At 34.8% G+C, this 24,817-nt stretch carries 31 protein-coding genes; 24 read left to right on the top strand and 7 right to left on the bottom strand.

Annotated features, from left to right (window positions below):
* Positions 1 to 114: 114 nt before the first annotated feature.
* The 16 genes from CYP64_RS09685 (at position 115) to CYP64_RS09760 (ending at position 9,200) form a co-directional block, all read left to right on the top strand.
* Positions 115 to 570, top strand: coding sequence for a hypothetical protein (locus CYP64_RS09685; protein ID WP_103649579.1), 456 nt, complete (start codon positions 115 to 117; stop codon positions 568 to 570).
* Positions 571 to 831: 261 nt separating this feature from the next.
* Positions 832 to 2,085: a hypothetical protein gene (locus CYP64_RS09690; protein WP_258033002.1), complete on the top strand. Its 1,254-nt coding sequence runs from the start codon at positions 832 to 834 to the stop codon at positions 2,083 to 2,085.
* On the top strand, positions 2,073 to 2,372 hold the full coding sequence (locus tag CYP64_RS09695; protein ID WP_103649581.1) for a hypothetical protein: 300 nt from the start codon (positions 2,073 to 2,075) through the stop codon (positions 2,370 to 2,372). Before CYP64_RS09690 ends, CYP64_RS09695 begins: the two co-directional genes overlap by 13 nt.
* A gap of 15 nt (positions 2,373 to 2,387) precedes the next feature.
* Entirely contained in the window at positions 2,388 to 3,224 is an 837-nt protein-coding gene (locus CYP64_RS09700; RefSeq protein ID WP_103588411.1) for a hypothetical protein, read from the top strand.
* A gap of 18 nt (positions 3,225 to 3,242) precedes the next feature.
* Positions 3,243 to 4,445: a hypothetical protein gene (locus CYP64_RS09705; RefSeq protein ID WP_103649582.1), complete on the top strand. Its 1,203-nt coding sequence runs from the start codon at positions 3,243 to 3,245 to the stop codon at positions 4,443 to 4,445.
* Complete coding sequence (locus CYP64_RS09710) at positions 4,445 to 5,209, top strand: hypothetical protein (protein WP_103649583.1); 765 nt, start codon at positions 4,445 to 4,447, stop codon at positions 5,207 to 5,209. The genes CYP64_RS09705 and CYP64_RS09710 overlap by 1 nt, the downstream gene beginning before the upstream one ends.
* Positions 5,199 to 5,396, top strand: a complete 198-nt coding sequence (locus CYP64_RS09715; protein WP_072594637.1) for a hypothetical protein — start codon at positions 5,199 to 5,201, stop codon at positions 5,394 to 5,396. The genes CYP64_RS09710 and CYP64_RS09715 overlap by 11 nt, the downstream gene beginning before the upstream one ends.
* Positions 5,396 to 6,205, top strand: coding sequence for a hypothetical protein (locus CYP64_RS09720; RefSeq protein WP_103649584.1), 810 nt, complete (start codon positions 5,396 to 5,398; stop codon positions 6,203 to 6,205). Before CYP64_RS09715 ends, CYP64_RS09720 begins: the two co-directional genes overlap by 1 nt.
* Positions 6,168 to 6,527 carry a hypothetical protein gene (locus tag CYP64_RS09725; RefSeq protein WP_181001717.1) on the top strand — a complete coding sequence of 120 codons (360 nt, stop codon included), beginning with the start codon at positions 6,168 to 6,170 and terminating at the stop codon, positions 6,525 to 6,527. The genes CYP64_RS09720 and CYP64_RS09725 overlap by 38 nt, the downstream gene beginning before the upstream one ends.
* A 53-nt stretch (positions 6,528 to 6,580) precedes the next feature.
* The gene (locus CYP64_RS09730; RefSeq protein ID WP_103649585.1) at positions 6,581 to 6,985 is read left to right on the top strand and encodes a hypothetical protein; all 405 of its coding nucleotides are present in this window, start codon (positions 6,581 to 6,583) and stop codon (positions 6,983 to 6,985) included.
* A gap of 397 nt (positions 6,986 to 7,382) precedes the next feature.
* Complete coding sequence (locus CYP64_RS09735; RefSeq protein WP_087586097.1) at positions 7,383 to 7,730, top strand: hypothetical protein; 348 nt, start codon at positions 7,383 to 7,385, stop codon at positions 7,728 to 7,730.
* 10 nt (positions 7,731 to 7,740) lie between these two features.
* The gene (locus CYP64_RS09740; RefSeq protein WP_103588406.1) at positions 7,741 to 8,076 is read left to right on the top strand and encodes a hypothetical protein; all 336 of its coding nucleotides are present in this window, start codon (positions 7,741 to 7,743) and stop codon (positions 8,074 to 8,076) included.
* A complete protein-coding gene (locus tag CYP64_RS09745; RefSeq protein WP_103649586.1) occupies positions 8,076 to 8,462 on the top strand; it encodes a hypothetical protein in 387 nt (128 codons plus the stop codon). The genes CYP64_RS09740 and CYP64_RS09745 overlap by 1 nt, the downstream gene beginning before the upstream one ends.
* A complete protein-coding gene (locus tag CYP64_RS09750; protein ID WP_103649587.1) occupies positions 8,443 to 8,700 on the top strand; it encodes a hypothetical protein in 258 nt (85 codons plus the stop codon). Before CYP64_RS09745 ends, CYP64_RS09750 begins: the two co-directional genes overlap by 20 nt.
* The gene (locus CYP64_RS09755) at positions 8,675 to 8,974 is read left to right on the top strand and encodes a hypothetical protein (RefSeq protein ID WP_072594645.1); all 300 of its coding nucleotides are present in this window, start codon (positions 8,675 to 8,677) and stop codon (positions 8,972 to 8,974) included. Before CYP64_RS09750 ends, CYP64_RS09755 begins: the two co-directional genes overlap by 26 nt.
* 1 nt (position 8,975) lies before the next feature.
* Complete coding sequence (locus tag CYP64_RS09760) at positions 8,976 to 9,200, top strand: hypothetical protein (protein WP_258033003.1); 225 nt, start codon at positions 8,976 to 8,978, stop codon at positions 9,198 to 9,200.
* A gap of 132 nt (positions 9,201 to 9,332) precedes the next feature.
* Here the strand turns inward: CYP64_RS09760 and CYP64_RS09765 are convergent, their stop codons facing one another.
* From CYP64_RS09765 to ccoG, 7 genes are all read right to left on the bottom strand, one after another.
* Positions 9,333 to 9,641, bottom strand: a complete 309-nt coding sequence (locus CYP64_RS09765; protein ID WP_141091158.1) for a hypothetical protein — start codon at positions 9,639 to 9,641, stop codon at positions 9,333 to 9,335.
* Between the two features lie 211 nt (positions 9,642 to 9,852).
* Positions 9,853 to 10,080, bottom strand: a complete 228-nt coding sequence (locus CYP64_RS09775; protein ID WP_021090435.1) for a hypothetical protein — start codon at positions 10,078 to 10,080, stop codon at positions 9,853 to 9,855.
* Positions 10,081 to 10,096: 16 nt separating this feature from the next.
* Positions 10,097 to 11,479, bottom strand: a complete 1,383-nt coding sequence (locus CYP64_RS09780) for an efflux transporter outer membrane subunit (RefSeq protein ID WP_103649590.1) — start codon at positions 11,477 to 11,479, stop codon at positions 10,097 to 10,099.
* The gene (locus CYP64_RS09785) at positions 11,469 to 14,594 is read right to left on the bottom strand and encodes an efflux RND transporter permease subunit (protein ID WP_103649591.1); all 3,126 of its coding nucleotides are present in this window, start codon (positions 14,592 to 14,594) and stop codon (positions 11,469 to 11,471) included. Before CYP64_RS09785 ends, CYP64_RS09780 begins: the two co-directional genes overlap by 11 nt.
* Before the next feature lie 10 nt (positions 14,595 to 14,604).
* Positions 14,605 to 15,765: an efflux RND transporter periplasmic adaptor subunit gene (locus CYP64_RS09790; RefSeq protein WP_103649592.1), complete on the bottom strand. Its 1,161-nt coding sequence runs from the start codon at positions 15,763 to 15,765 to the stop codon at positions 14,605 to 14,607.
* 108 nt (positions 15,766 to 15,873) lie between these two features.
* The gene (locus tag CYP64_RS09795; protein WP_103649593.1) at positions 15,874 to 16,500 is read right to left on the bottom strand and encodes a TetR/AcrR family transcriptional regulator; all 627 of its coding nucleotides are present in this window, start codon (positions 16,498 to 16,500) and stop codon (positions 15,874 to 15,876) included.
* Between the two features lie 30 nt (positions 16,501 to 16,530).
* On the bottom strand, positions 16,531 to 17,856 hold the full coding sequence (ccoG, locus tag CYP64_RS09800; RefSeq protein ID WP_103649594.1) for a cytochrome c oxidase accessory protein CcoG: 1,326 nt from the start codon (positions 17,854 to 17,856) through the stop codon (positions 16,531 to 16,533).
* Between the two features lie 138 nt (positions 17,857 to 17,994).
* Here ccoG and rpsU point away from each other — a divergent pair, with 138 nt between their 5' ends.
* The 8 genes from rpsU (at position 17,995) to CYP64_RS09840 (ending at position 24,053) form a co-directional block, all read left to right on the top strand.
* A complete protein-coding gene (rpsU, locus tag CYP64_RS09805) occupies positions 17,995 to 18,207 on the top strand; it encodes a 30S ribosomal protein S21 (RefSeq protein WP_009294994.1) in 213 nt (70 codons plus the stop codon).
* A gap of 103 nt (positions 18,208 to 18,310) precedes the next feature.
* Positions 18,311 to 18,943 (top strand): DNA-binding protein, encoded by a 633-nt coding sequence (locus tag CYP64_RS09810; protein WP_103649595.1) that lies wholly within the window; start codon positions 18,311 to 18,313, stop codon positions 18,941 to 18,943.
* Complete coding sequence (locus tag CYP64_RS09815; protein ID WP_087578236.1) at positions 18,940 to 19,557, top strand: UPF0323 family lipoprotein; 618 nt, start codon at positions 18,940 to 18,942, stop codon at positions 19,555 to 19,557. The genes CYP64_RS09810 and CYP64_RS09815 overlap by 4 nt, the downstream gene beginning before the upstream one ends.
* Positions 19,558 to 19,560: 3 nt before the next feature.
* Positions 19,561 to 20,742, top strand: coding sequence for a glutathionylspermidine synthase family protein (locus tag CYP64_RS09820; protein ID WP_103649596.1), 1,182 nt, complete (start codon positions 19,561 to 19,563; stop codon positions 20,740 to 20,742).
* 2 nt (positions 20,743 to 20,744) lie between these two features.
* Entirely contained in the window at positions 20,745 to 21,680 is a 936-nt protein-coding gene (locus CYP64_RS09825) for a D-2-hydroxyacid dehydrogenase (RefSeq protein ID WP_103649597.1), read from the top strand.
* Positions 21,680 to 22,438 carry a hypothetical protein gene (locus tag CYP64_RS09830; RefSeq protein ID WP_103649598.1) on the top strand — a complete coding sequence of 253 codons (759 nt, stop codon included), beginning with the start codon at positions 21,680 to 21,682 and terminating at the stop codon, positions 22,436 to 22,438. Before CYP64_RS09825 ends, CYP64_RS09830 begins: the two co-directional genes overlap by 1 nt.
* A gap of 16 nt (positions 22,439 to 22,454) precedes the next feature.
* Positions 22,455 to 22,952 carry a YajQ family cyclic di-GMP-binding protein gene (locus tag CYP64_RS09835; RefSeq protein ID WP_103649599.1) on the top strand — a complete coding sequence of 166 codons (498 nt, stop codon included), beginning with the start codon at positions 22,455 to 22,457 and terminating at the stop codon, positions 22,950 to 22,952.
* Between the two features lie 309 nt (positions 22,953 to 23,261).
* Entirely contained in the window at positions 23,262 to 24,053 is a 792-nt protein-coding gene (locus CYP64_RS09840) for a YegJ family protein (protein WP_103649600.1), read from the top strand.
* The last annotated feature ends 764 nt before the right edge of the window (positions 24,054 to 24,817 follow it).

Consider the following 24,817-nt stretch of genomic DNA (forward strand, 5'->3'; position numbering starts at 1 on the left):
TTTAACAAGGGCTGATATATGCGATCATTTAAAGATTAGCAAAGCTTATCTTTCTCAAATTATTAGTAATAGATATTTAATAAAAAATCAAATTTTTTCAAAAAGGATAAAACAATGGCAAAAAATGCAACAGCTCCATTAATGGATAGCACAAGCGAAAATCTTTATAGAGAAATTTATCAATCTCTCAACCAAAATTTAGATTATTTCGAGCAAAAGATTAAGGTCTTAAAAATTAAAAAGATCGATGGTAAGCAAAAGCTAGATAAAGATAATAATCCCATTATAAACGAGTTTGGAGAGTTTGAAAAGTGGGATGATAGCTATATGTTAACTTTCGTCGCTCTTAATAGTGGCGGAGAGCATTCTACAAGAATAACACAAGAGCAATATCTCGATTTAAAAGAAGATGAAGTATATATTGCTAGCGGTAAGATCGAATATAGACTTTATAAGGATGCTTATAACTCGACACCAGTTATTGTCTTTAATAAATTTGTGCCTGCGATTGATAGTTTTGTCACGGCGATGCTAAAAATGGAAGCACTTAAAAATGGCTCGAATGCTTGAAAAATAGGGGCTAAAGCTTAGCCCCGTGCCTAGACTATCAGCAAGGTTAGGCGGGACAAGCTGGATTTTGTTAAAGGTTTAAAAATGATATATAAAGACGATAGATTTAAAATACTTCATCAAGGCATCGATACTTTAGTTATCGGCGTAAATTGTATTGATGAAAAATTTTTTAATACAACTTTTTCAAGCTTTATCCGCAAGATCGCTACGCTAAAACAACAAGCACAAAATTTACGCACATTTGGCGAAAAATATATTTTGGATGATTTGGGCTTTGATTACGGAAATTTTAAAGTATCAAGTAAAGGCTTAGGTCAATATTTTGGATATTTTTCAAACGATGATATATTTTGCACCATTTCAGATACTAAATTCAAGCCAAAAGGGCTATATCATTTAAAAATTCAATTTAGAAGCATATTTTTACTTAAATATGGACACGTTAGAGCCTATGAGCTTGTAAATAAATTTTTAAGTGATATATTTAAAGAGCATTTTAAAATAAGTGTTTTAAGGCTCGATCTTGCAACTGATGTAACTGGCATAAAATATACTCCACAAGATTTTTTACAATTTAGAAGTTTAAAAAGGGTTTCTAACTATTCAGATCAATATAAAAAAGATGACGATGATTTAATAATTGATGAAAATTCACTAGTTTTTAATGATATAACTGAAATTAATGTCAATAATTTTATGCGTTTTACTCGCTTTGAAGGTGTAAGTTTTGGAAAAAATCCACACATGTTTAGGGTTTATGACAAAATAAAACAAGTTCAAAGCAAAAATATTTCAACTTTAATTTTCACAAAATGGGAAATAAATGGCTTTAATCCTGCTGTTGATATGTTTGTATTTAGACACGAAGCGGAGTTTGGACGATCTGCAATAAAAAGATTAATCCCTATTAATGAAAGTGATGAAATTACTTATATTTTTAATCATTTGGGGGCTTTTTGGTCGCAAGGGCTTAGTATTTGTAAATGGTATGATCTAACTGATGATGAAATTAATCGTTTAACTGCTGGCACTATTCAAAGTGATAGTGCAAGAAAAATTTATCAAAGATGTGATTTTGATGATAATAGGCTTAAATTTTGGGATATGCTTTTGCCTTGGGGCGATGATAAATTTAAAGCTCTTACTATGCACGATCTTATTCAATCAAAGGATATTAAGAAAGCAAAAATGGCTTTAAAAGCCTTTGTAAGTGCTGTTTATACTAATTTGGGTGTTAGCGGTGAGAATTTTTTATACGTTTTTACTGAAACGCTTAAAGATCTTGAAAATGATGGCTTAACTCTTCACGAATACGGCTTATCAAAGCTTGCTGGCAATTTTTTAAAAAATGAAAAAACTATAAAAAGTCAGAATTTAGATATAGATAATCCCCTTTTTGATGTTTTTAACGCTTCTTTAAATGATTTTTTTGTTGCCATTAGCAAAATAAGAAATGATGATTATATCCATCCTATAACGAATGCTTTAAAGGGGTTTCAATGCAAAAATTAAACGCTTATGGTCTTTTGGTGTGTGAATTATTAGATAGTGGCAAGGATGTTATTTGTATTGATATTAAATGTCCTATCGTTAAAAGGCTTTACGCCAAAAAGCTTGGTTTTATTTGGGCTGATATTGTTATTGGTAGTAGAAAGGCTTTTTATTCGGCTCTTGATGAATTAAATATTCTTTTTATTCAAACAAATTTGAAAAAGCTATTAGATAGCAAAGGTTATTTTTTGCGAAATGGTCGTAAATATATTTTTGCTGTTAAACAGCCTAGATTAGATTTATTTTAAAAAAAGGGTTATAAAATGTTAAATATTATTAAAAATTTAGGTGCTTTCTCTTTAAGTGATAGCGGTTCTTTAATAAATAGTCTTAGTCAGTATCAGCCTTGTAATTATTCTTTAGATGATATTAAAACTATTCATCGTTGTAATGCTAGTGATCCGATATATCTTAAAGATATTTATTCTAATCAAATTTTCGTTAAATTGTTTGATTTTTTGGTTTATGGTGGCGATGATGAATTTTTTATTTGTGATTGTATTTTAAATCCTTTAGATGTTTCTGATATACGTTTTGCTATCTCTGGTCTTTACGTTGAAATTGAAAAGAAAGATATACCAAAGGGACATAAGCTTCTCTCTTCTGATTTTAATCTAGCTAATATTTTTTCTTCTGCTCTTCTTGATTTGCCATTTTCAACTATACAAAGTGATATTACTTTAGGAGCTTTTTCTAAAGGTCAAATCGTTCAAATTAAAGATTTTAGCTTGCCTTTTTATGTTTTAGGTTGCTCTTTATTACAACTTGGTCTTAATAAATTTATTCTTTTTTATGATGTTTTTTGCCTTGATTATGAATTAGTAAAACTCGGTGTTTTTAGTGTTCGCCGAATTTTTGTTCCAGCTGGATTAGTTAGACCATTTAAGTTTGATAAAACATTTTATAAATATGTGATTGCTTTATATGCTTATATTTTTAAGAGTTCTGCCGTTAATTCTCTTGATTTATCTGATGTTGTTAAACAAATTTTTGAATATTCTGGTGAAGAAGATTTATTTAGTTTATTTTTAAGATTACGTAATGAAGCTGTTGAAAAGCAAGCTAAATCCGAAAGTAACGAGCCACCTATTTATTTATAAAGAAAGGGATTTTAAATAATGTATTCTGGTATTACTCAAGCTATTAGTAAAGTTAGTCAAGTTAATAGTGCTTTAAAAGCTGGTGGGGTTGCTGGTGCTATTGGTGCTGGTGCTAGTTCTAATTTTGATTTAAAAGATAACCCTGTTACTGATATAACTGCTCTTGGTATTTGGGGATTAAAAAATGTTTATAATAGTTTTTTTGATAAAAAAGAAAGTGTTGATGTTGATAAAAATATAAAAGAGCTTAGTGAATATTATGCTAAACAACGTGAAGCTAAAGCAATAGACGCACAAAAAGAAAAAGAAAAGCCTAAAGAAGACAATTTACCTAAGCCATCTGATAATGATAAGCCTAGTAGTGTCCCCTTAACTTTACTTGGTGTTTTAGATCAGCAAAACCATATATTAAAGCTTATGTCTTTAAATTTAGCTGTTTTAGGTGCCGTGAAAAATAACGCTTTTGATAAACAAACTAGCGTTAAAAAAGACAATTTATATAATCAATCTCCAGAAATTCAAGGGCGTGTTACATTTGATAGAAAAACTGGGTATTGGGTTGATCCTACTACTAAGACGCTTTATAACCCTTATACTGGCGATCGTATATACGATAATGCTTCGTCAAATACTGGCACTAATTCCGCTATTTCTACTGGTGTAGATTTTAAAGAAGTGTTAAAATCTCAAGAAAAAATTAATAGTGAAATTTCTAAATATATCTCAACTATTGGCGAAAATCAAAAAGTATATAATCAAAATTTAGAAAAGCTTGTTGTTAATTCAAAAGAGTATTCGCAAGCTATGAAAGATGGTTTGGCTGGTGTTAAACTTAAAGCTAGTGTTGCTGTCAATAATAATTTAAACGCTTCTTTGGCTATTGATAAGCCAGTTGAGGTTACTTTACCTAGTTCTTATGTCGATAATCAAAAAATACTTAGTGATAATTCAACTAAAACGCTTGAAATTTATAAAGAAAAAGCTGATTTTGAAAAAACTGATGTTGCGATTAAAGACCTTGATGGCAATATTGTTGCAACTACTTCGCCACGTGCTATTGCTTTATCTCGTCAAGCTGTTCAAACTCGTGTTTTAACTGATGAAAATAATTTTGAATTAGATAGTGACGCTTTAAATTTATTTGATATACCTATCCCAAACTTTAAAGATTTGTTTAATACTGAATTACCTAGTAAAACTTTACTTAAGGATTTAAAATAATGGCTGATAAAAGTTCTGAAGCTGGAAAAATTTTAAAGCTTGGTATTCACGAAATGTTTGAAGACTTGACCTATAGCGTTGCTTATGATGAAGTTTTAAGCAGGCTTAAAAAAAGTGGTATGGATGACGGCATTTTAAAAGATGCAATAAATAGCGGTATTACTATTATGTTTAGTGCTGCTTTAGTCAAATATATTCAGCTACAAGAAAAAGTCGTTGATAAGATTATGAGTGTTGTTTATGCTGGTGTTGTAGCTTTACTTTCTCCTTTAGGTAAATACGCTAAAAATAAGCTTAGCAATATAAAAGGCACTAAACTTAATAGGATGCTTGGTTTTTTAACTGGTAGTTTTTCTGATCGTGTTGGTGTTGCTAAAGTGTTGGTCGAATGTGGTAATCAAGTAATTAACGCTAATAATTCTAATAGTTCAGCACTCCAAAATGTCAATACTGTTATTAATCAACGTCAGCATATTTTAGAAACTAAAAATCAAGAATTTAACTATGCAAAAGCAAAGGTTGATAATATAAATCAAACACTACTTTTTAAGCTTTTTAGCTCTCGCTTTACTCCGCAAGATAAAGAAATTCTTAGGCGTATAACTGGAAGTGATAAGATTGATATTGATGCTTTAAATCACGTCGCTGATTTTATGTTTGTTACTGATGATGCTGGTAACGTTTTGGGGCTTAGCGAGATGTTTATTACTATGATGAATGGTTTAGGATATTTTAACGGAAAGGTTAAGAAAAATGGCTCTTGATTGTGAAAAAGCTTTTGAAGAAGAAATGAAAAAATTTGATAGTATTGGTGCTTGTCTTGCTCGCATTGAAAAAATATTAACTGACAACTTAAAAGATAAAAAAGATGATAAAAGCGGTTTAGCATCTTTGGATGAAACAAATCGTCTTTTAAAAATTCTTTGCCGTGATCTTGTAGGTAAAGAATAATGGTTTCTTTGCTATGTGGTTGCTGTAATAAGAAAAAAGACTTTACTTTTTCTATCGAGAGAGTATTATTTTTTCGTTCTAATACTGAAAATTTAAATGCTAGTATTGATGAAAAATATGATAAGAAAGATGCGCTTTTTGATTGCGGTTTTTCTGGTAATAATTGCATTCGTGATAAGCGTATTTCTTCTCTTTTTGGTCTTGGCTTTTATTTTTCTGCTTATACTAATTCTAGTATTAAAAAGGCTAATGCCCCTTTACATATGCATTATAATAGCGATGATGCTGACGATTATGAATATAGGGTAGGCACTGATTTTTTAACTCCATCTGGTAAGATCAATATTATGGATTTGCCTAGCTCTTCTGAAATTTCTTCTTATTTTGATAGTAATTTATTCTTTTCTTTTAGTGATCGATCTGATTACTTTTATTTTTGTATTCCTGCATCTTTTAATTATGCAAAATATACCAGCCATCTCTCCTTTTCTGATTTTTCTTGTTATTCATCTTCTAGTCCCTTTTTTAGAAGTGATCTTCGTCTTGGTCTTTTGGATTGTGACTATACTGGTATTCATACTGAAGCTTTTAATCTTTTTTCTATTTTTTCTAGTTTTGTTAATAAATCTTTTGTTTATGAATTTTCTGATTTTATTAATATATTTGAAAATTCTCTCTCTTCTTTTTATTCTCAATTTTATAGCGATGTAACTAACTTTAATTTACAACACCGCTATTTATCAGTTTATCGATTTTCAAAAAAGGAGTATTATGCCTATCTACAAAATTACACAACAGCAAGGCAATAGGGTTATCACTTCAACACTTGAAGCTAAAAGTGTTTCCGATCTAATTGCTTTTTTAGATGCTGTTTCTACTGCTGAGATTAAGTATATTTATAAAGTCGAGTTCGAAACTCAAAAAACTAATTTTCCGTATGATGACTTCAATTACAATAAGCAATTTAAAGCTTTTGTATCTAATAAAAATCGTATGTGCAAACAAATTTTAATTCATAATGTAAAAAAGACTAAAAACGAAGCTGAAATATCTGCTTTAATTAAAACACATTTAGAAGTAGGCGGACTTGCTGTAAAGGGTGTTTCTTGTTCGCTTTTTATGGATAAGTAAGAATTTAATAATTTGTCTTTATAATTATTTCTTTATATAAAAAGGAGTTGCTTATGCTTAGAAAGATTGTTGCTTTTTGTTTGTTTTTTACTCTTGCTTTCTCAACTTCTCGTTTTGATGAATATAAGAAAATATTTATGAATATCAGTCCTTCTGATGCTGTTTCTCTTATTTGTCAAAATTCTTCTTTTTTTATTATTTCTTCCGCATATCTTAATCCTCCTATTGTAAGAAATGACGTTTGCACTGCCGAATATGAGTTATTTTCTAGCCCAAAGGCTTTGAGTGATGCTGAAAAAGATTTGGATAGTCAGTTTTGCTTTAACCTTGTTTTAAAAGCCTTTCTTTCTTCTAGGGGTACTTTTGAAGCTAAATTTTATAATTCTAGCGGCTCTTTAGTGAAAACTAAACGTTATAATCAGAACAGCCGTCCTAGTTGTTCTTTGCTTCAAAGATAGTATTCCGTTCTTGTTCCCCCCTCTCAAACACGGCACCCCACCGCTCTGCGGTGTGTGCCGTGTTTTCTTTTCTCCCCTTTTAGTTTATTCTTTTTTATTATCTTATTTTCTTTCTTGATCTTTTTATCTTCTTTAGTTGTTTTTGTTTGCGTTGTGGCGATAGTTTCTGCGATTGCTCGAATATCTTAAAACTTATAATTATGTCTTTTTGCTAGCTATCGCCACGCAAACACTACGCGGACGAAAAACGCGATAGCGTTTTGAGCGTGCTGAAGCGTCCTTAATCTAACCTTAATTATTTAACTTTCTCTTTTTTGCTTAATATTCTCTTGTTTAAAACGTTTTAACAAAAACAAGCAAATTTAAAAAGTCGAATGACAAAAGAAAGGATAAAAAAATGTTAAGACAAACAATAGATGGACTTTATGCAAAAAGTCTTACTTTTTCTAGTGGTAGTGATGAAGATGCTTTACTCCCGCTTTTAGCTGGCAAAGTTGAAAGTTATTCAGTCTTTGGCGATGGTGGCACTGCTTTAACTTCAACACCTGATCCACTTAATCGTAAAAATGTGATCGTTGGTGCTAAGACTGCAACTGGTAGAATTTCTACTATGGTAACTATCCCGCACGTTAAACAAAGTTATATGTTTCAAAATTTTCTTTCTGATTTTACTGGCAAATTAGATGCAAATTATGATACTGCTGTTAAATGTGATTATGTAACTTTGAAATTTGATAGACTTTAAGGAGTAAGAGATGTCTAAATGTTTAGTTAAAAATACAATAAATAATAGAACTTATGGCTTTGCTTTGCCGTGCGGTGGTGCTGAAGCTAAAGCATTTTGTGATAATGCTCTTGAAGGAACTTACGTAATACTTTCTCGTGCTAACGAGCAAGGTAATTCAAGCGAAGCAAGCGTTATTGAATATACTATTACTGGTAAAAATACGGCTGGTAATAAAACTACTTTTAGCTTTTATACTAAGCCTAGTATCGATGAAGACCAGATCAAAACTGCTTTAGCTGGTAAAAAATTTAATGGCGTTAAGTTTGATGAAATTTACGTTATTAGCGCTAGAAAAGTAAAATAGTGTTTTCAATGTTAAATTTAAGCTCCCTATTTGGTAGGGGGCTATTAATACATATATTTGCTTATTCTATTTTGCTTCTTTATATATCTTTTTTAAAGGGTGAAGTAAGAAACTATGATGCAGAAGTTAGCACTTTAAAAGCTCATTTAGCAACTGAAAAAGAATATACTAAAAACGCTTTTTTAATTATTGATAATCAAAATTTAAAAATTAAGCAATTAAAAATAGATAGTGATAAACTATCTCAAAGAAACAATTCTTTAAATCAAAAATTACAAAAACGTTTTAGCACTATCGAAACACCAAAAACGGATGATTGCTTAAGTAAGCTAAAATTTTACGATACTTTACTTTTAGAGTTTAGCAATGGTAACTATTCCAAATAAGCTATTTTTCTTTTTCTTGCTATCTTATCTTGTCTTGTTCGTTGGTTGCTCTGCAAAATCTTCACAAGGTGCTATTCAAGAAGCTTATATGCCTATAAAATGTGATGTAACAATTCCAGATAAGCCTATTTTTGATCCATTAAATCCAGAAAGTTTAAAAGATTTAATTATTTACTGCATACGAGTAGAAGATTTATTAAAAGGCTGTGTAAATGGACAATTTAAACAAGGACGATAATTATTTAATTTTAGTTCTTTTTGTTGGATTTATAGCATCAATTTTAAATCTTGAAACTAAAGATTTTTCTAAGATCAAATATAAAATTTTATCTTATTTGCTTAGTTTTTTAAGTTCTATGTTTTTATGTTGGATTAGTTACGAAATATTTTTTTTCTTTTTAAACAATATTAGAGTTTCGGTCGCTCTTGCTGGTTTTGTAACTTGGCGTGGCACTGATTGGATATATTCAAAAATTGATAAAGCCTTAGATAAAAGGATAGAAAGGGATTAAAATGACACTTGGCGAGCATCAAGAAGCTTTTATGAAAGACGTTGAGAAACTTTTAGCTTATCTTCATTCTAATGGATACTCTGTAAGGGGTGGCGAATTAGAAAGGACACAAGCCCAGCAAGAAATTTATTATAATAGTGGTAAAAGTAAAACTATGAATTCTAACCATTTAAAAAGATGTGCGATAGATTTACATATATTTAAAAATAACGTCTGGCTACAATAAAAGCCAGAATTGCAAGATATTGGCAATTATTGGGAGAACTTAAATACTCTTAATCGTTGGGGCGGTAATTTTAAAAACTTTCTTGACATTCCGCACTTTGAAAGAAATTGTTAAATTCTCTTGACTTCTATCTTAAAATCTTGGTCTATTTGGTGACTTCTTATAATTATCACTACCCATAAGCTCTTTTATTTTATTTATATAAATTTCTGGTACTTCTGCTTTTTTACCAGTATCTCTTTCATAATCTATCCAACGAGTGTAGTATCTTTTACCATTTGAGAGGATTTGAGGATATTTCTCATCAAAGCCTTTTAAATTCTTTCTCATTTCAGCATCGGTCGTAGAAGCATTTATTATTTTTAGTTCTGCTTCTCTTCTTAACTTTTCTTTAATTTCTATCTCTTTCTCAAATTTCTCATCAAATATATACTCCACCATATTGTTTAGCTAAGTTTTCTAATTCAGAGTTACTTATCTTTTTATTTGCTTGATTAGCTGAGCAAGCTATTAAAAATATACTTGTTAGAAGTAGTAATATAAATGCGGTAAATCTCATAAATAAATTTTTAAAATAATTAATCAAAAATCTAATAATTTCACATAATGAAGTCAAGAAGTTCATCTAAGGATTTTGTCCTTAGATGAAAGATTAAGATTTTTTGATCGCTCTAATAGGAATAACAAATATCGCTGCGATCACATAAAAAGCAATACAAAAAACAGCCGCCATCATAAATATCTCACCGATATCATAAAAGCTTGACTCAAGCCTAAATGTATCCACGTAATTTATCGCAAACCATAATGCTACGCCAAGAGCAATAGCAAAAACAAAAAATCCCCAAGAAAACAAGAAATTTAATATCTTAGTTCCCAATTTCTCTCCTTTTTAATTATTTTTCTAACTTAAAACCGCCACCAAAAGCTCTATAAACTTCGACTGCGCTATCGACCTCATCAAGCTTTGCTGAGACGTCTTGTAATTTTGCTTGAAGCAAATTTCTCTCCGCATCAAGAAGCTCTAAGTGGCCGATATAGCCAGCGTCATATTGCTCTTTAGCAAGCGAGTAAATTCTTTGTTGGGATTTTAGCAAATTTTTCACTTGTTCCAAAGAAATTTTTGCATTTTGCCTTGAAACAAGCGCATCTCTTACTTCACCAAGAGCCGATTTTACCGCGGCTTCATAATTAACAGCAGCAATTTGTTCATTTGTTTTAGCCACTGCAACATTATTTTTTGTCCTACCAAAATCAAAAATTTTCTGTGCTAAAGAGCCACCTATGCTCCATGTATTGGCATTTCCAACAAAGATATTTTCAAAATCAATACTTGAAAAGCCAAAAAGTCCAGTCATTGAAATGCTTGGAAAATACTCAGCCCTTGCAACACCAACAAGAGCATTTGTAGCTTTTAAATCAGCCAGTGCCTTTGCCACGTCGCTTCTTCTTAGCAAAATTTCAGAGCTGATGCCAGCACTTATCTCTGGAGAAGCTGGTAAATTTTGCGAGCTAGCAACAGCTCCACCTAAAATTTCATTATTACTTTTACCAGTCAAGATAGCTAGTGAGGTGATAGCTTTTGACTTTGCATTTAATATAGAAGTAAGATTGGTCTTAGCGCTTTCTACTGCTGCCTTACTTTGCAAATAAGTCATCTCATTTATGCTTCCAAGATCAAGCTGTGTTTTGCGAAGCGCTAGCGTGTCTTCATAAGTTTTTAAAGTCTCTCTTAGCACAGCTTCTTGCATATTTAATGAAACTAACGCAAAGTAGCTTTTTGCAACACTTGAGCTGATACTTAGTCTCGCGCTACCATAGTCAAATTTGGTTGCATTTAGGCTTTCTTCAGCTGCAGCTACATTATTTCTTACTCTGCCCCAGAGATCTATCTCGTAGTTTAGTCCTAAATTTATGCTCGAACTTCTATAACGTGTTTGAGGCTGCTTAGTGTATGTTTCCCCACTGGTTTTTGCCTTGGTGTAGCCTACATTTAAATTTATACCAGGAAGCAAATCTGCTTCAGCTACGCCAAGACTTGCCTTTGCTTTCTCTAAATTTAAATAAGCAACACGTAAATTTGTATTTTTCTCGAGTGCATTTTCTACTAGAGAATTTAAATTTTCATCGTTAAATTCTCTCCACCAAAGATCCCTTATATCGCTTGTCTCGAAAGTATATGTTGAGGTGAAATTTGTATCTACATTTGGCATATCTGGACGAAATGAGCAACCAGCTAAAAACGCCGCTGTTATAAGTATAAATGCCTTATTTTTCATCTTTTTTTGCTCCCTTTTTCCAGTATTTCTCATTTAAATTTTCAAGCAAATAATAAAACATTGGCACGAAAAATATAGCTATTGTAGTAGAAGCAATCATACCACCAACCACGCCAGTTCCTAGTGAGTGGCGAGATGCAGCGCCTGCGCCTGTGCTTATAACCATCGGGAATACGCCTAGAGTAAATGCGATAGATGTCATTACGATAGGTCTAAAGCGAAGTTTTGCCGCATTTATCGCTGAGTCAAATATACTCTTGCCGCTATCACGCTCTTGCATTGCAAATTCTACGATCAAAATGGCATTTTTGGCCGCTAGACCAATAAGCAACAAGAGTCCGATCTCAAAGTAGATGTCGTTTGTTAGGCCTCTTATCCAAACAGCTAGCAACGAGCCAAATACCGCAAATGGCACGGCTGTGATAACCGCAAGTGGAATGAGCCATCTTTCGTACTGAGCAGCAAGGATGAGAAATACAAAGATCATACCAAAGATAAAGGCGACCGTGCCTGTTCCTTGAGAATTTACCTCTTGATACGCAGTTCCTGCCCAGCTTATAGCGTAGTCCTCGCTGCTTAGCGTGTCATTTACGACCTCTTGGATCGCTCTTATCGCATCGCCTGATGTGTAGCCAGGTTTTGGATCGCCCATGATCTTAGCTGATGGAAAGAGGTTAAATCTATCAACGATATCAGGTCCGATCGATCTTGTAAGCGTCGCTACTGAATTTAATGGCACCATGCCGCCATCATATGAGCGGACGAAAATTTTTCTTAGATCCTCAGGATTATTTCTAAAACTTTCCTCAGCTCTTGCATATACGCGGTAAGATTTACCAGCAAGGTTGAAGTCGTTTATATAGTAAGAGCCAAAAGTAGCCGCTACCGTGCTAAAAATTTCGCTCTCGCTTACGCCAAATAGCTTTGCTTTTTCTTTATCAACTGTTATCTTAAACTGACGATAATTTGTCTCAAGCGTAGTTCTCACATTTGTTAGCTCAGGTCTTGCATTGGCTATTGCTGATACTTTTCTAGCGTCTGCTTCTATCTCATTGTAACTCTTGCCGCTTTTATTTTGTAGATACATCTCAAAGCCACCAGTCATTGATAGACCCATGATAGGTGGTAAATTTACAACGAATGTCATTGAGTTTTTTGAGCTCCAAAGCATACCGTTAAACTGGCCAGCCAATGTATCAGCTCCATTGTTAGCACCTTTTCTCTCACTCCAATCTTTTAGCTTTATAAAGCTAACGGCTGAGTTTTCTCTAAGCGAGTTAGCTAGCATATCGTATCCTGCAAAGCCCATATTAAATTCAACATTTGGATTGCTCAAAATGGCATTGCTGATAGAATTTACCTCTTCTTTAGTTTTAAGCATATTTGTTGAAGGTGGAAGTGAGGTGATAACCATCAAAGCACCCTTGTCTTCTGAAGGCACAAGCCCTTTTGGCACCTTTTGAAATAGGTCATACGTTGCAAATCCCATTATGCCAATGACTATAAAGCTAATGATGACATGTTTTAAAATTTTTGCCACGCCAGCTGTAAAGAGCTTAGTGCTAAAGTCAAAGAAGTCGTTAAATTTCTGAACTATCCAAAATGGCTTGTTCTCTTGCTTTTTAAGCATAACCGCACAAAGTGCTGGTGTAAGAGTAAGAGCGACAAAGCCCGAGATACAAACAGCAACGACAAGTGTTAGCGCAAACTGCTTTTGTATAACGCCAACAAAGCCCTCCATAAATGAAACTGGCACGAAAACCGCGCAAAGCACGAGCACGATAGAGATGACTGGAGTTTGCACCTCCTCCATTGCCTTAAATGTCGCGTCTTTTACGCTTATCTCTTTATCTTCATGCAAAATTCTCTCGACGTTTTCTATAACGATGATCGCGTCATCCACGACGATACCGATGGCTAGGATCAGGGCAAAAAGTGTGATCAAATTTATACTAAAGCCCATCACATAAAGTCCGCCAAATGTACCTATGATAGAGACTGGCACAGCAAGCATCGGAATGATAGTTGCACGAAAACTTTTTAAGAAAAAGTACATTACGACAAGAACTAGCACCATCGCCTCGATAAAAGTTTTTATAACCTCATCAATTGAAACATCTATAAATTCTGTTGGATTGTAAGCTATGGTGTGCTCTAGGCCAACAGGATAAGTTTTCTTTAGCTCGTTAAGCTTTTCTTTTACAGCATTTGCGGTAGCAAGAGCATTCGCATCGTTTTGTAAAAATAGCAAAAGTGGCACTGCTGGTTTGCCATTTAGCATAGCTTCAGATGCGTAGCTAGCAGCTCCAAGCTCGACTGTGGCGACCTCTTTTAGCTTGACGACTGTGCCATCTTCACTTTTTATCAAAATTTCGCCAAATTGTTTTGGATCTTTAAAACGCCCCTCAGAAACGACAGAATAAACATAAGGATTATCGCCTTTTGACGGCTGCTCGCCTATTTTGCCAGCGGCGTATTGTGAGTTTTGAATTTTTACTTGAGAAATGACGTCGCTTGGAGTTAGTTTAAACTGAGCAAGTTTGTCTGGCTTTAGCCAAATTCTAATCGAGTACTCTTTGTTGCCAATTAGCACTGTATCGCCGATACCATTTACCCTTTTAATCTCGTCAGCAATGTTTAAATTTACATAGTTATATAGCTCAACTTGGTTCATATTTGGATTTGTAAAGCCAACAACTTGAAGGATCGAGCCACTTCTTTCACGCACCGTTACGCCCATATTTTGCACTTCTTGAGGTAACCTTGAAAGGGCAGCTTGCACGCGGTTATTTACATCGATCGTAGCTTGTTTTGGCGATGAGCCGATCTTAAAATATACGCTTATATTCATAGTACCTGCTGAGCTTGAGGTGCTTTGCATATATAGCATATTCTCAACGCCATTTATCTGATCTTCAATCGCACTTGCGACCGAGTCGGCGATAGTCTGCGCATCAGCACCGCTATATGTCGCACTTACAGAGACGGTAGGCGGTGTAAGGCTTGGATACTCCTCTATTGGAAGCCCCTTGATACCCATAAAGCCTGCTATAACTATGATGATAGATATAACAGTTGCAAATATCGGGCGGTTTATGAAAAATCTTGAAAACATCTATCTGCCTTTACTTGCTACTTGTAGCGTTTACATCTTTGCCGTTTATAAATTCCGCACTTAGGTCTTTATCAGTTTCAACTGGTGCACCAACTCCTATTTTAAGGAAGTTATTAACAATTATCTTATCACCCTCTTCAAGACCTTCAGTGACTGCTACCATATTTTTTGTTTGATATCCTATTTTTACATTTTTTTGGCTTACTTTGCCATCTTTCACGACTAAAACATAAGAGTTTGTAGCGCTTTGTTGAAGGGCAACTTGTGGGATGTTAAAGGCATTTTTTTGAACAAATCCACTCATCTTTATATGACCAAACGCACCTGGTAAAATTTTACCCTCGCTATTATCAAAGCTAGCCTTTGCTAAAACGCTGCCAGTCGCGGTATTTACGACACTATCTATAAAATTTACTTTACCATTAAAATTTTCGCCATTGACACTTAACACAGTGTCACTATTTAGCTGTTGCCATGAGCCGTTATCCAAATTTGTCTTTCTAGTTAGATTATCCACATCGGCGATATAAAATTCTGCTTCAATAGGATTTATTTTTGTAAGTCTTACAAGCTTTGTTTGGTTTGCTATGACAAGCGAGCCAACATCTACTTGGTTATCACCCACTACGCCGTCAAATGGCGCTGTGATAGTCGTGTAGCCAAGGTCGATTTTCGCATTTTTTAAATTTGCTTTTGCGCTTACTAAATTCGCATTTGCAATGTCATAGGCTGCAACTGCTGCGTCATAGTCTTTTTGAGAGACTGCATTTTTCTTATAAAGGGCAGAAATTCTTTTAAACTCGGTCTCGGCATTTTTCAAATTTGCATTTGCCACACCAACAGAGGCATCAAGTGAGTCAAAGCTAGCTTGATATTTTTCTGGATCTATTAAAAATAACTTATCGCCTGCTTTTACTTTGCTTCCCGGCTTAAAAAACTGCTTTATGATAGTTCCGCCAACTTTTGGATAGATAATAACATCTTGACTACTTGTAACCGTTGCGGTGTAATCAAAACTAATAGGTATGTCTGTTTTTTGTGCAGTAAAAATATCCACATGAGATAGCGGCATCTGGCGACCTGCTGCCGCTTTATTCTCTTTATTTTCAAAACAACCACTTAGAAATAAAACTGCAACCGAAAGCACAAGAGCACTTTTAAAATTTGCCATAAAAACCTCTCTTAATTTTAAATTTTAATATCATATTTAGTTTTTGTAATAATTGTTACAAAAATTTAAAGTTCTCGATTCTATTAGAAAACAAATAAAAAGTCAATTTTATTTTTTACTAATTCCATTTAAAAACAACTCAACACACAAGCTAATATGCTTTTTACGCTCTTTTTCACTAAGCTTTGGTTCTTCATTTATCAAAAGCGAATCGTAGTAATAAGCCCCGATCACGCTTTGTATAAAGTACTTTGCAGCAAATTTGGCTGAAAATTTTGAATCAAGTTTGGCTTTTACCTCATCTCTTTCAAAGAAATTTATAAGCACAAGATCGATCTTTTTTAAAATTTGATCCAAAAACGTCTTACCAAGTTTGCCGCCATTTTTAGAACCCTCACTCATCATTATCCTACCAAGAGAGATATGCCTTTTGCTGCAAACGATAGAAAATATTATGGTTGCAAATTTGGTTAAAAATTCCTCCAAGCTGTGAGAAATTTTAAGATCTATTTTCTCATCGATCTCTTTTATAAGGCTATCTATCTCTTGCTCAACGATCGCCTCAAAAAGCCCCTCTTTGTTCTCAAAAAACGTATAAATGCTAGAAAGTGATCCGCCACTTATCGCTACTATGTCACTTAAGCTTGTCTTTTCGTATCCTTTTTCTAAAAATAGTTCAAGTGCTGTTTTTACGATAAGTTCATATCTTTTTTTATCCTTTTCTGAGATCGCCATCTTGCTTCCTATTAAATTTTTGCCATTTTATCATCTTTTAGGATAGATAAAAGTACTTTGCCTTTGCACGCTGATAGCTGGCTCGTCAGTGGCATAGGCTTTGATATTTATATGTTTTAAAAGATCTTTATCGCTTAAATTTTCATTTTTTGATTTTAGCGTGACGATTACTCGTTGCTTTGCACCAGCTTTTAATATAAATGGCTTATTTGGACGAGAAATTTCTATATTCTTATCATCTACTTCAAAGTAAAAGGCGTGCTCTTTATTTTGTGTGTTCTGCACCAAAAATACGTAAGAATTTTCGACTTCATTTTCGCCTAAAATTTTATAAAGCTCGCTTGTTCTATTTATATTTAAAAGCATACTTTCTTTTTTGCCACTCATCAATACCCCAGCTGTTAAGACAATGCCCAAAATGACAAGGTAAGCAACCGTTCTAAAGCGTAAAATTTTGACTCTTTTTTGCTCTTTTATAGAATTTATACTTCTCCACTCAATAAGCGAGCTTTCATCAAAATGCTTCATCACTTTAGCGCAAGCATCGCTACACTCTAGACAATTTATACATTCAAGCTGCATACCTTTTCTTATATCAATGTGCGTTGGGCATACTCTTACGCACGCCTCACAGCCAGTACACAGCGCGCCCTCTTCTTTTGGTTTTTTAAATTTCTCTTTTTCGTTATAGATTACGCCGCCTCTTTTTTGATTGTAAATAACTTGGATCGTATCGTTATCAAACATCACTGATTGCACCCTAGCGTAAGGACAGACATAAATGCAAAAATTTTCTTTTAAAATGACGACATCATAAACTAACCAAATAGCTATAACAAGCCAAAATGCAAGCAAAACTCCATGTTCGCTTGGCTCTTTTAAATAAGCAAAAAAATCAAGCGGCGGCACAAAATACCATAAAAAATTTGCTGAAATAACAAGAGCTAAAACACACCAAATTCCAACTGCTAAAGCACACTTTAAAATTTGTCCTTTTGGCTCATTTTGTTTATTTTGGATATTTTTTCTGATCTTTAAAATTTTAGTTTGCAAAAGGTCACGAAATATCGTTCTAAAAATAGTTTGTGGACAGCTCCAACCGCACCAAACGCGCCCTGCAAGTGTCGTTAGGAAAAATATGCTTAAGAACAAAATGATAAATAAAAATGGCAGCAAATAAAGCTCTTGCATATCAAATTTTGTAAAAAATAGATCAACTCTACTTTTATCAAAACTTAGCAAAAATAGCTGTGCATCATTTACCCTGATAAATGGCAAAACAAAGACAAATAGCGTAATACAGGCGAAAAAAATGTAACGCCTCTTGGCGTAGCTAAGATGAAAATCCTTTGACATAATAAGCCTTTTTTGAAATTTTATGATTATAAAGCTTATGGCATTAAAAGAGTTTTAAAAAAAAATAGTTAAAAGCTTAAATTTATGAAAATTAAACTATACTCACGGCTTATTTTAATCTGAAAGGTGGTGAGGACGTTGCCTGGTATTAAGGTACATCCTAACGAGTCATTTGACGAGGGTTACAGAAAGTTTAAGAAACAAACTGACCGTAACTTAGTAGTAACTGAAGCAAGAGCTAGACGCTTCTTTGAGCCTAAAACTGAGATCCGCAAAAAACAAAAAATTGCAGCTCGCAAGAAAATGCTTAAACGTCTTTATATGCTTAGACGCTACGAGTCAAGACTCTAAAACCAAGACAAAGAGGGCTTTGCTCTCTTTGTTTAACTCTTCTTTTAGCCTTATTTTTTTATAATCAAAGCAATTTTTTTATTTTATTTTAAACGGAAATTCGATGCAAAAGCTAGCTATAAACGAAGCTGCAGAAATTTTAGGCATAACAAAAGAAGCAGTCTATAATAGAATCCGCCGTGGTTCGATAAATACAGTCATTGAAAATGGCATAAAATTTGTCATCCTTGATGAGAAACCAAGTAGCGAAAAAGTCACAAAATCCGCTCCAAAAAGCATAAAAACTAAATCCCAAAATGATGAGTTTGTAAATTATTTGCTAAATGAGTTAAGCGAGTTAAAGAGTTTAAATTTAAACTTGCAAGCCGATAAAGATAGGCTTTTTAAAGAAAAGGAGCAGATGCTAATCGAGCGAAAAAATGAAATTTTGCAAATTTATAAAGATAGAGATGAAAAGCTCATGCAGTTTCTAAATGCTATGCAAAGGCCGCTTTTAGCACAAAAAAATGACGATATGCCAAATAATGAAGCGATAGAGGCTGAGATAGAAAATGAATCAAAATGGATAAATTTAAGTGAATTTTTAAAGGAGCTAAATCTAAAGCCAAAGGCAACGAAAAAAGCCAGTGAAAAGATAATAAAAGCGATACACCACTCAAAATTTATAAAATTTAAACGAGGTGTGATACTTGTTAGAAGACATAAAAATTTAAAAGAGTTGATAGGAGAGATATGAAACACATTAAAAAGATAGCTACTTATGCTGCGGTAGGCGGATTTGGTGCGATCGTTATGGCTGGCCTTGCTGGTTGTGGCAGTAACAATGGCGGTGATGAAAACGCACTAAACGAAGTTGCGCAAAAAAACGGCGCCTTTGTTATCATCGAAGAGAGTGCACCTGGAGTTTATAAAATTTTAGAAGAGTATCCAAGTACTGAAACTAGAGTTGTGTTAAAAGATATAAACGGTACTGAGCGTGTGCTAAGTAAAGACGAGATCGATAAACTCCTAGCTCAAGCAAACGCAAATATTGACAATGGCACTTCAAATTTAACAAAAACGAGCGACGCCCAGCTAAGTAGCGGTGGGCTAAGTCTTGGTGAGACGATACTTGCTTCAGCTGCTGGTGCGATACTTGGTAGCTGGATAGGTAGCAAGCTTTTTGGAAATCAAAATTTCCAAGCTACTCGTCAAAATTCTTACAAAAATCCAAGCGCATACACAAGAAGCGTTGATAGCTTTAATAAGCAAAAAGCGGCAAATTCTGCTGCAAGAAGCAGTGGTGGCAAGAGTGGATTTTTCGGTGGTGGCTCAAAATCAAGCTCTAGCTCATCAAGCTTTGGAGGCTAGAAAATGATAAATTTAAGAAAAATCACGCCATTAAACAACGAATTTATGGAAAAAATCGGCTTTGCATGGCATACAGATAACGATAACAGCTCATATATCTCAGATGAGATCGTACAGGTAAAAACAAGCGAGGCGGATGCTTACTACGAAGCGGCAAATGAGCTATACGATATGTATGTAAATGCTGCTCAGTACGTCATTGACAACAACCTTTTTCACGAGATAGGCATACCATTTAATCTCGTTGATAGTATCAAAAAAAGCTGGGAAAACGACGTTCACTGGCACCTTTATGGTAGATTTGATCTTGCAGGCGGGCTTGATGGCAAGCCGATAAAACTGATCGAATTTAACGCCGACACGCCAACGGCAGTCTTTGAGACGGCGATCATTCAGTGGGCGATGCTTAAACTAAATCACATGGATGAAGCAGAGCAATTTAATAACCTTTACGAAGCTCTAAAACAAAATTTCAAGCGTCTAATCACTCTTGGCGACGATAATGTAAATTTCGAGGATGTTTACGAGGGCTGGGGGATACTCTTTAGCTCTATCGCTGGCAGTATCGAGGATGAGCAAACCGTGAAATTGCTGCAATACATCGCAAAAGAAGCCGGCTTTAAAACAGACTTTGCTTACGTTGATGAGGTCGTTTTTAACGATGACGAGGGCATTTTTAAAGGTGATGAAAATTTTGAATACTGGTTTAAGCTTGTACCTTGGGAGAGCATAGCAATCGATGAAGGCGAGCTAGCACTCATACTCTCAAATATCATCAAAAATCAAAAAGCCATCATCATAAATCCCGCCTACACGTTACTTTTCCAAAGCAAGGGAATTTTAAAAATTCTTTGGGACCTATATCCTAATCACCCACTCTTGCTTGAGACTTCAAACGAGCCACTAAAGGGCAAAAAATATGTGAAAAAGCCGGTATTTGGTAGAGAAGGCGCAAACGTCTCGATACACGATGAAAACGGCGCACAAATAGCAAGTAATGACGGCGAATACGACTCAAACAAAGCCATCTATCAAGAATTTTACGAGTTTAACCAAGATGAGAGAGGTGATAACTACCAAGCTGGCGTATTTTACGCTTATGAAGCGTGTGCGCTTGGATATAGAAAGGGCGGCAAAATATTAGATAACTACTCTAAATTTGTAGGACATTTCATTAAGGACTAAAGATGAAGATCGTTTGTTTAGACGCGGCAACGCTGGGAGAAAACGTAGATCTTAGTGTTTTTAAGAAATTTGGCGAGTTTATCAGCTACCAAAAAACAAAAAGCGAAGAGATCGTGCCACGTCTAAAGGGTGTTGATGTGGTCATTACAAACAAGGTCGTTATCGATAAAGCCGTGATGGATGCGCTAAATTTAAAGCTTATCTGCATAAGTGCAACTGGCATGAATAATGTCGATTTGGAGCATGCAAAAGCTAAAAACATAGCTGTTAAAAACGTTGCTGGCTACTCGACTGCAAGCGTTGTGCAGCACACATTTGCCATGCTTTTTGAGCTAACAAATCACATCAAATTTTATGATCACTACGTAAAAAGCGGAGAGTGGGTGAAAAGTGAAATTTTTACCTATCTTGGCGCGGATATCAGCGAGATCGCTGGCAAAGAATTTGGCATTATCGGACTTGGCGAGATAGGGCGTAGCGTGGCGGCAGTGTCGCGCGCATTTGGCGCAAACGTGAGCTACTACTCGACAAGCGGAGCAAATAAAAATAGCGAATTTAAGCAAAAAAACTTAGAGGAGCTACTAAGAAGTAGCGACATCATCAGCATCCACGCACCACTAAATGAAAAGACTAGAAATTTACTAGGTATAAACGAGATAAATTTACTAAAAGATAATGCGATAGTGCTAAATTTAGGACGTGGCGGCATAGTGGACGAAGCGGCGATGGCAAAGGCGATAGATGATAGAAATTTACGCTTTGGCACCGACGTTTTGGAGAGCGAGCCAATGAGCAAAAATAGCCCATTTTTAAATGTAAAAAACAAAGAAAATCTACTCATCACGCCGCACGTAGCATGGGGCAGCCTGGAGGCTAGAAAGACACTCATCACAAAGATCGTCGCAAACATCGAAAATTTCATCAATGAGAGCAAGTAATGGGCTATGATATAAGCTATCACGCCATTAGCGAAGATGAAATTTCAAAGTGGTATTTTGAAGCACTTGAGCTTGCAAGGGCTGGTAAATTTGACGAGGTTTTAGCGCTTGCTAGCAAGGCTGGCGTAGAGGAATTTTACGCGCAAAAGTACAAAGATACGCTAAGCACCGCACTGCAATATAAAGACGATGAAATTTTTAACAAAACTCATGGCTTTTGTATCGCCGTCACGCAAGGATTTTTTAGAAAATATTTCTACACTCGCGGCACAGCACTAAGCTCTTTGGCGCGACAAAATGAGAAATTTAAAAACTATATCAGCAACTGGCGAGAAATTTTACCAAGCGAGTTTTTGGATAAATTTAGTGGCGAAATTTACAATGAGATCACCGAAAACTACTGCTGTGGCGCTTATATGAATGCTAAAAACGTAGCTAAACTAAAGGCTGACTATGAAGCAGGTGGCGAGATAAAAGAGGCGATTGATGGCTTTTACGAGCAAAATTTACCTGCATTTTTAGATGCTCTAAACTACGCATGCGAGCTAGAAATAGGCCTGCTTGAGGCCACTGAGGTCGTGGAGCCAAATCCACTTGATCTAAACAAATCAAGCTCATATTCAAACCTCTTTAACTGCGATCCAAAGGGCGCTATCATCTACGCACAGACCGCGGTGCAGCAGATTGGCGAGATGATAAAGCAAGAAGAGACTGGCAAAAAGTCACTTTTTGAGAAGATCAAAGGGCTATTTAAATAAATTTGAAAGGATAAAAATGGCAACCGAACATAGCTTTGATATAAGTGCCGAGGTCGATATGATGGAGGTTAAAAACGCTCTTGAGACGGCTAAAAAAGAGATCGCGGCTAGGTATGACTTTAAAGGTCTTGCGGCCGAAGTCGAGCTAAATGAAAAAGAGAAATTTATCACGCTTCTTAGCTCAAGCGATAACAAGATCGACGCACTAAAAGATATAGTTATTTCAAAACTCATCAAGCGCAATATCCAGCCAGTAGCGATCACAGAGACAAAAAGAGAGCCAGCTAGTGGTGGAAATTTAAAGGCGACACTAAAGCTAAACGACACGCTTGATGGTGAAAACTCAAAAAAGATTACCAAGGCCATCAAAGACTCAAAGATCAAGGTGAGCGCACAGATCAGGGGCGAAGAGATCAGAGTGACAAGCAAAAGCATAGACGATCTGCAGGAGTGTATAAAGCTGGTAAGGGGGTTAAATTTAGAACTTCCGATAAGCTTTAAAAACTTAAAATAACGGCCCCTCGTGAGTGCCTTTAAGTGAGCTAGAAAAATTTTCACTCCGCAGGCTATATGCCTAACGCACGCTTAATTTTTCGTCGCAACATTTAAAATTATCTCACGACATTTTTGTTTAAATTTGAAGTTGGTAGGCTAAATTTTGAAATCATCACGTAATTTTTGGATTTAAAATTTTGTAGGATTTTGGGCTAAATTTGCGAAATTTCGCATAGTTTTTGTATTTAAAATTTGTCGAATTTATGGGTGAAATTTACCTTATCATTTTGCATTCAATTTTGATCTATCTAAAAAAGAAGGACAAAAAATGAGCTTTTTTAAGAAAATTCTCGGTAAACAAATCGATCTTGGCAAGCAAATGCCGATCTATTTTGTAAGTAGCGACGAAGACTACATGCAGCGCGCGTTTGAGCAGGCCAGAGAGAGCTTTAGGTATTTTTGGCGTGAGATTTATTGGGAGCGCCACAGGATCGTACCTATGCTTGATTATGCGATGGTAAAAATTTGCTTCATAGATATCGTAAATGGCGAAGAAATCGGCGAGCACATGTGGATAGACGATGTGGAATTTGATGGCGAAACGATATATGGAACACTCGTAAACGAGCCTGATGCAGTACAAAACGTGAAGTTAGGCGACCAAATAAGCGCAAAGATAGATGAAGTGAGTGACTGGCTCTTTTCGATAGATGGACGTGCATACGGCGGGTTTAGCGTACAGGCGATGCGCTCACGCATGCAAAAGAAAGAGCTAAAAGAGCACGATAAAGAGTGGAGGCTTGATTTTGGCGATTTTAACGATATTTTAGTAGTTTACGAGCAAAAAGAGCACCCTGAAAATTTGATAGAGCATCCAATGAGTAAAAATACGTATGAGCAAGTAAAGCAATATATAAAAGAGCACCCAAATATGGTCACGGATGCTGATGGGTTTGGCTATACGCAGCTTCACAACGAGGCGATCGCTGGAAATTTAAATCTTGTAAATCTTTTGCTAGAAAACGGCGCGGACAAAAACGTACGCACAAAAAGTGGCAAAACGGCGGCTGATTTTGCTGAGAATTTGGGCTGGAGCGAAATCGCAAAGGTGCTTAAATAGCAAGCTTTTATAAATTTTTAGGATTTAAATTTGAGTTATCAAGATATTTTAGAGCTAATGAAAGAAAAAGATAAGCCAGAATTTACAAATGAAATTCTTGTAAGTACTTTATAAAATTTCATCCATTAATAATATCTGGCATTAGTTTAGTTGGTATGATCTATTATTTTGCATATTTTGGGATTAAGGTAAAATATTTTCCTGATTTAGGTGGAGTAGATGTAGCATACGTTGGTGCATCATTCTTTTTTATATCAGCTTTCATTTCACTTTATGCTATTTTACCTTGCTTGGTTTACCATGGTTACTATAAAAACTATAGAGGATGGTCATTTTTTGTTACAATTTCTCTGCTTCCCTTTATGACAATAGTTTGTATGGCGGCATTACAGAGTATCAACTTGAGTAAAATGTCGCTTATAGTATCATTTTTTATTTCTTTGGTCTACTTGCTTATTATGATTTATATCGATAAGAATACGCGTGCTCACTCTTTGTGCTGTTTTGTTATGATAACAATTGTAGTCGTTATATTATTTTCGACGATTATGTATTTTTTGGAAATTTTCAATTCTGAAGGAGAATTCTTACGTGCAATGCTTGGGTTTTTTATTATACCGCCTCTCTATTTTAAAGGTTTGGAATATTTTTATAAAAAAATGGTTATATTGCCCTTGTAATGACTGTATCAATTATAATAATTGCAATTTTATCTTGCTTTCTTTTAGGTGCGATCGCGAATAGGCTTGGGATGACAAATGTAG

Source organism: Campylobacter concisus (assembly GCF_002913945.1).
Taxonomy (GTDB): Bacteria; Campylobacterota; Campylobacteria; order Campylobacterales; family Campylobacteraceae; genus Campylobacter_A; species Campylobacter_A concisus_P.

Coding starts and splice junctions, on each gene's coding strand:
- CYP64_RS09725 (WP_181001717.1), top strand. CDS start 6,168: ATGCCTATCTACAAAATTACACAACAGCAAGGCAATAGGGTTATCACT.
- CYP64_RS09715 (WP_072594637.1), top strand. CDS start 5,199: ATGGCTCTTGATTGTGAAAAAGCTTTTGAAGAAGAAATGAAAAAATTT.
- CYP64_RS09695 (WP_103649581.1), top strand. CDS start 2,073: ATGCAAAAATTAAACGCTTATGGTCTTTTGGTGTGTGAATTATTAGAT.
- CYP64_RS09830 (WP_103649598.1), top strand. CDS start 21,680: ATGGGCTATGATATAAGCTATCACGCCATTAGCGAAGATGAAATTTCA.
- CYP64_RS09765 (WP_141091158.1), bottom strand. CDS start 9,641: ATGGTGGAGTATATATTTGATGAGAAATTTGAGAAAGAGATAGAAATT.
- CYP64_RS09740 (WP_103588406.1), top strand. CDS start 7,741: ATGTCTAAATGTTTAGTTAAAAATACAATAAATAATAGAACTTATGGC.
- CYP64_RS09750 (WP_103649587.1), top strand. CDS start 8,443: ATGGTAACTATTCCAAATAAGCTATTTTTCTTTTTCTTGCTATCTTAT.
- CYP64_RS09795 (WP_103649593.1), bottom strand. CDS start 16,500: ATGGCGATCTCAGAAAAGGATAAAAAAAGATATGAACTTATCGTAAAA.
- ccoG (WP_103649594.1), bottom strand. CDS start 17,856: ATGTCAAAGGATTTTCATCTTAGCTACGCCAAGAGGCGTTACATTTTT.
- CYP64_RS09735 (WP_087586097.1), top strand. CDS start 7,383: ATGTTAAGACAAACAATAGATGGACTTTATGCAAAAAGTCTTACTTTT.
- CYP64_RS09700 (WP_103588411.1), top strand. CDS start 2,388: ATGTTAAATATTATTAAAAATTTAGGTGCTTTCTCTTTAAGTGATAGC.
- CYP64_RS09840 (WP_103649600.1), top strand. CDS start 23,262: ATGAGCTTTTTTAAGAAAATTCTCGGTAAACAAATCGATCTTGGCAAG.
- CYP64_RS09755 (WP_072594645.1), top strand. CDS start 8,675: ATGGACAATTTAAACAAGGACGATAATTATTTAATTTTAGTTCTTTTT.
- CYP64_RS09720 (WP_103649584.1), top strand. CDS start 5,396: ATGGTTTCTTTGCTATGTGGTTGCTGTAATAAGAAAAAAGACTTTACT.
- CYP64_RS09835 (WP_103649599.1), top strand. CDS start 22,455: ATGGCAACCGAACATAGCTTTGATATAAGTGCCGAGGTCGATATGATG.
- CYP64_RS09815 (WP_087578236.1), top strand. CDS start 18,940: ATGAAACACATTAAAAAGATAGCTACTTATGCTGCGGTAGGCGGATTT.
- CYP64_RS09780 (WP_103649590.1), bottom strand. CDS start 11,479: ATGAAAAATAAGGCATTTATACTTATAACAGCGGCGTTTTTAGCTGGT.
- CYP64_RS09810 (WP_103649595.1), top strand. CDS start 18,311: ATGCAAAAGCTAGCTATAAACGAAGCTGCAGAAATTTTAGGCATAACA.
- CYP64_RS09785 (WP_103649591.1), bottom strand. CDS start 14,594: ATGTTTTCAAGATTTTTCATAAACCGCCCGATATTTGCAACTGTTATA.
- CYP64_RS09730 (WP_103649585.1), top strand. CDS start 6,581: ATGCTTAGAAAGATTGTTGCTTTTTGTTTGTTTTTTACTCTTGCTTTC.
- CYP64_RS09790 (WP_103649592.1), bottom strand. CDS start 15,765: ATGGCAAATTTTAAAAGTGCTCTTGTGCTTTCGGTTGCAGTTTTATTT.
- CYP64_RS09825 (WP_103649597.1), top strand. CDS start 20,745: ATGAAGATCGTTTGTTTAGACGCGGCAACGCTGGGAGAAAACGTAGAT.
- CYP64_RS09710 (WP_103649583.1), top strand. CDS start 4,445: ATGGCTGATAAAAGTTCTGAAGCTGGAAAAATTTTAAAGCTTGGTATT.
- CYP64_RS09705 (WP_103649582.1), top strand. CDS start 3,243: ATGTATTCTGGTATTACTCAAGCTATTAGTAAAGTTAGTCAAGTTAAT.
- CYP64_RS09820 (WP_103649596.1), top strand. CDS start 19,561: ATGATAAATTTAAGAAAAATCACGCCATTAAACAACGAATTTATGGAA.
- CYP64_RS09685 (WP_103649579.1), top strand. CDS start 115: ATGGCAAAAAATGCAACAGCTCCATTAATGGATAGCACAAGCGAAAAT.
- CYP64_RS09760 (WP_258033003.1), top strand. CDS start 8,976: ATGACACTTGGCGAGCATCAAGAAGCTTTTATGAAAGACGTTGAGAAA.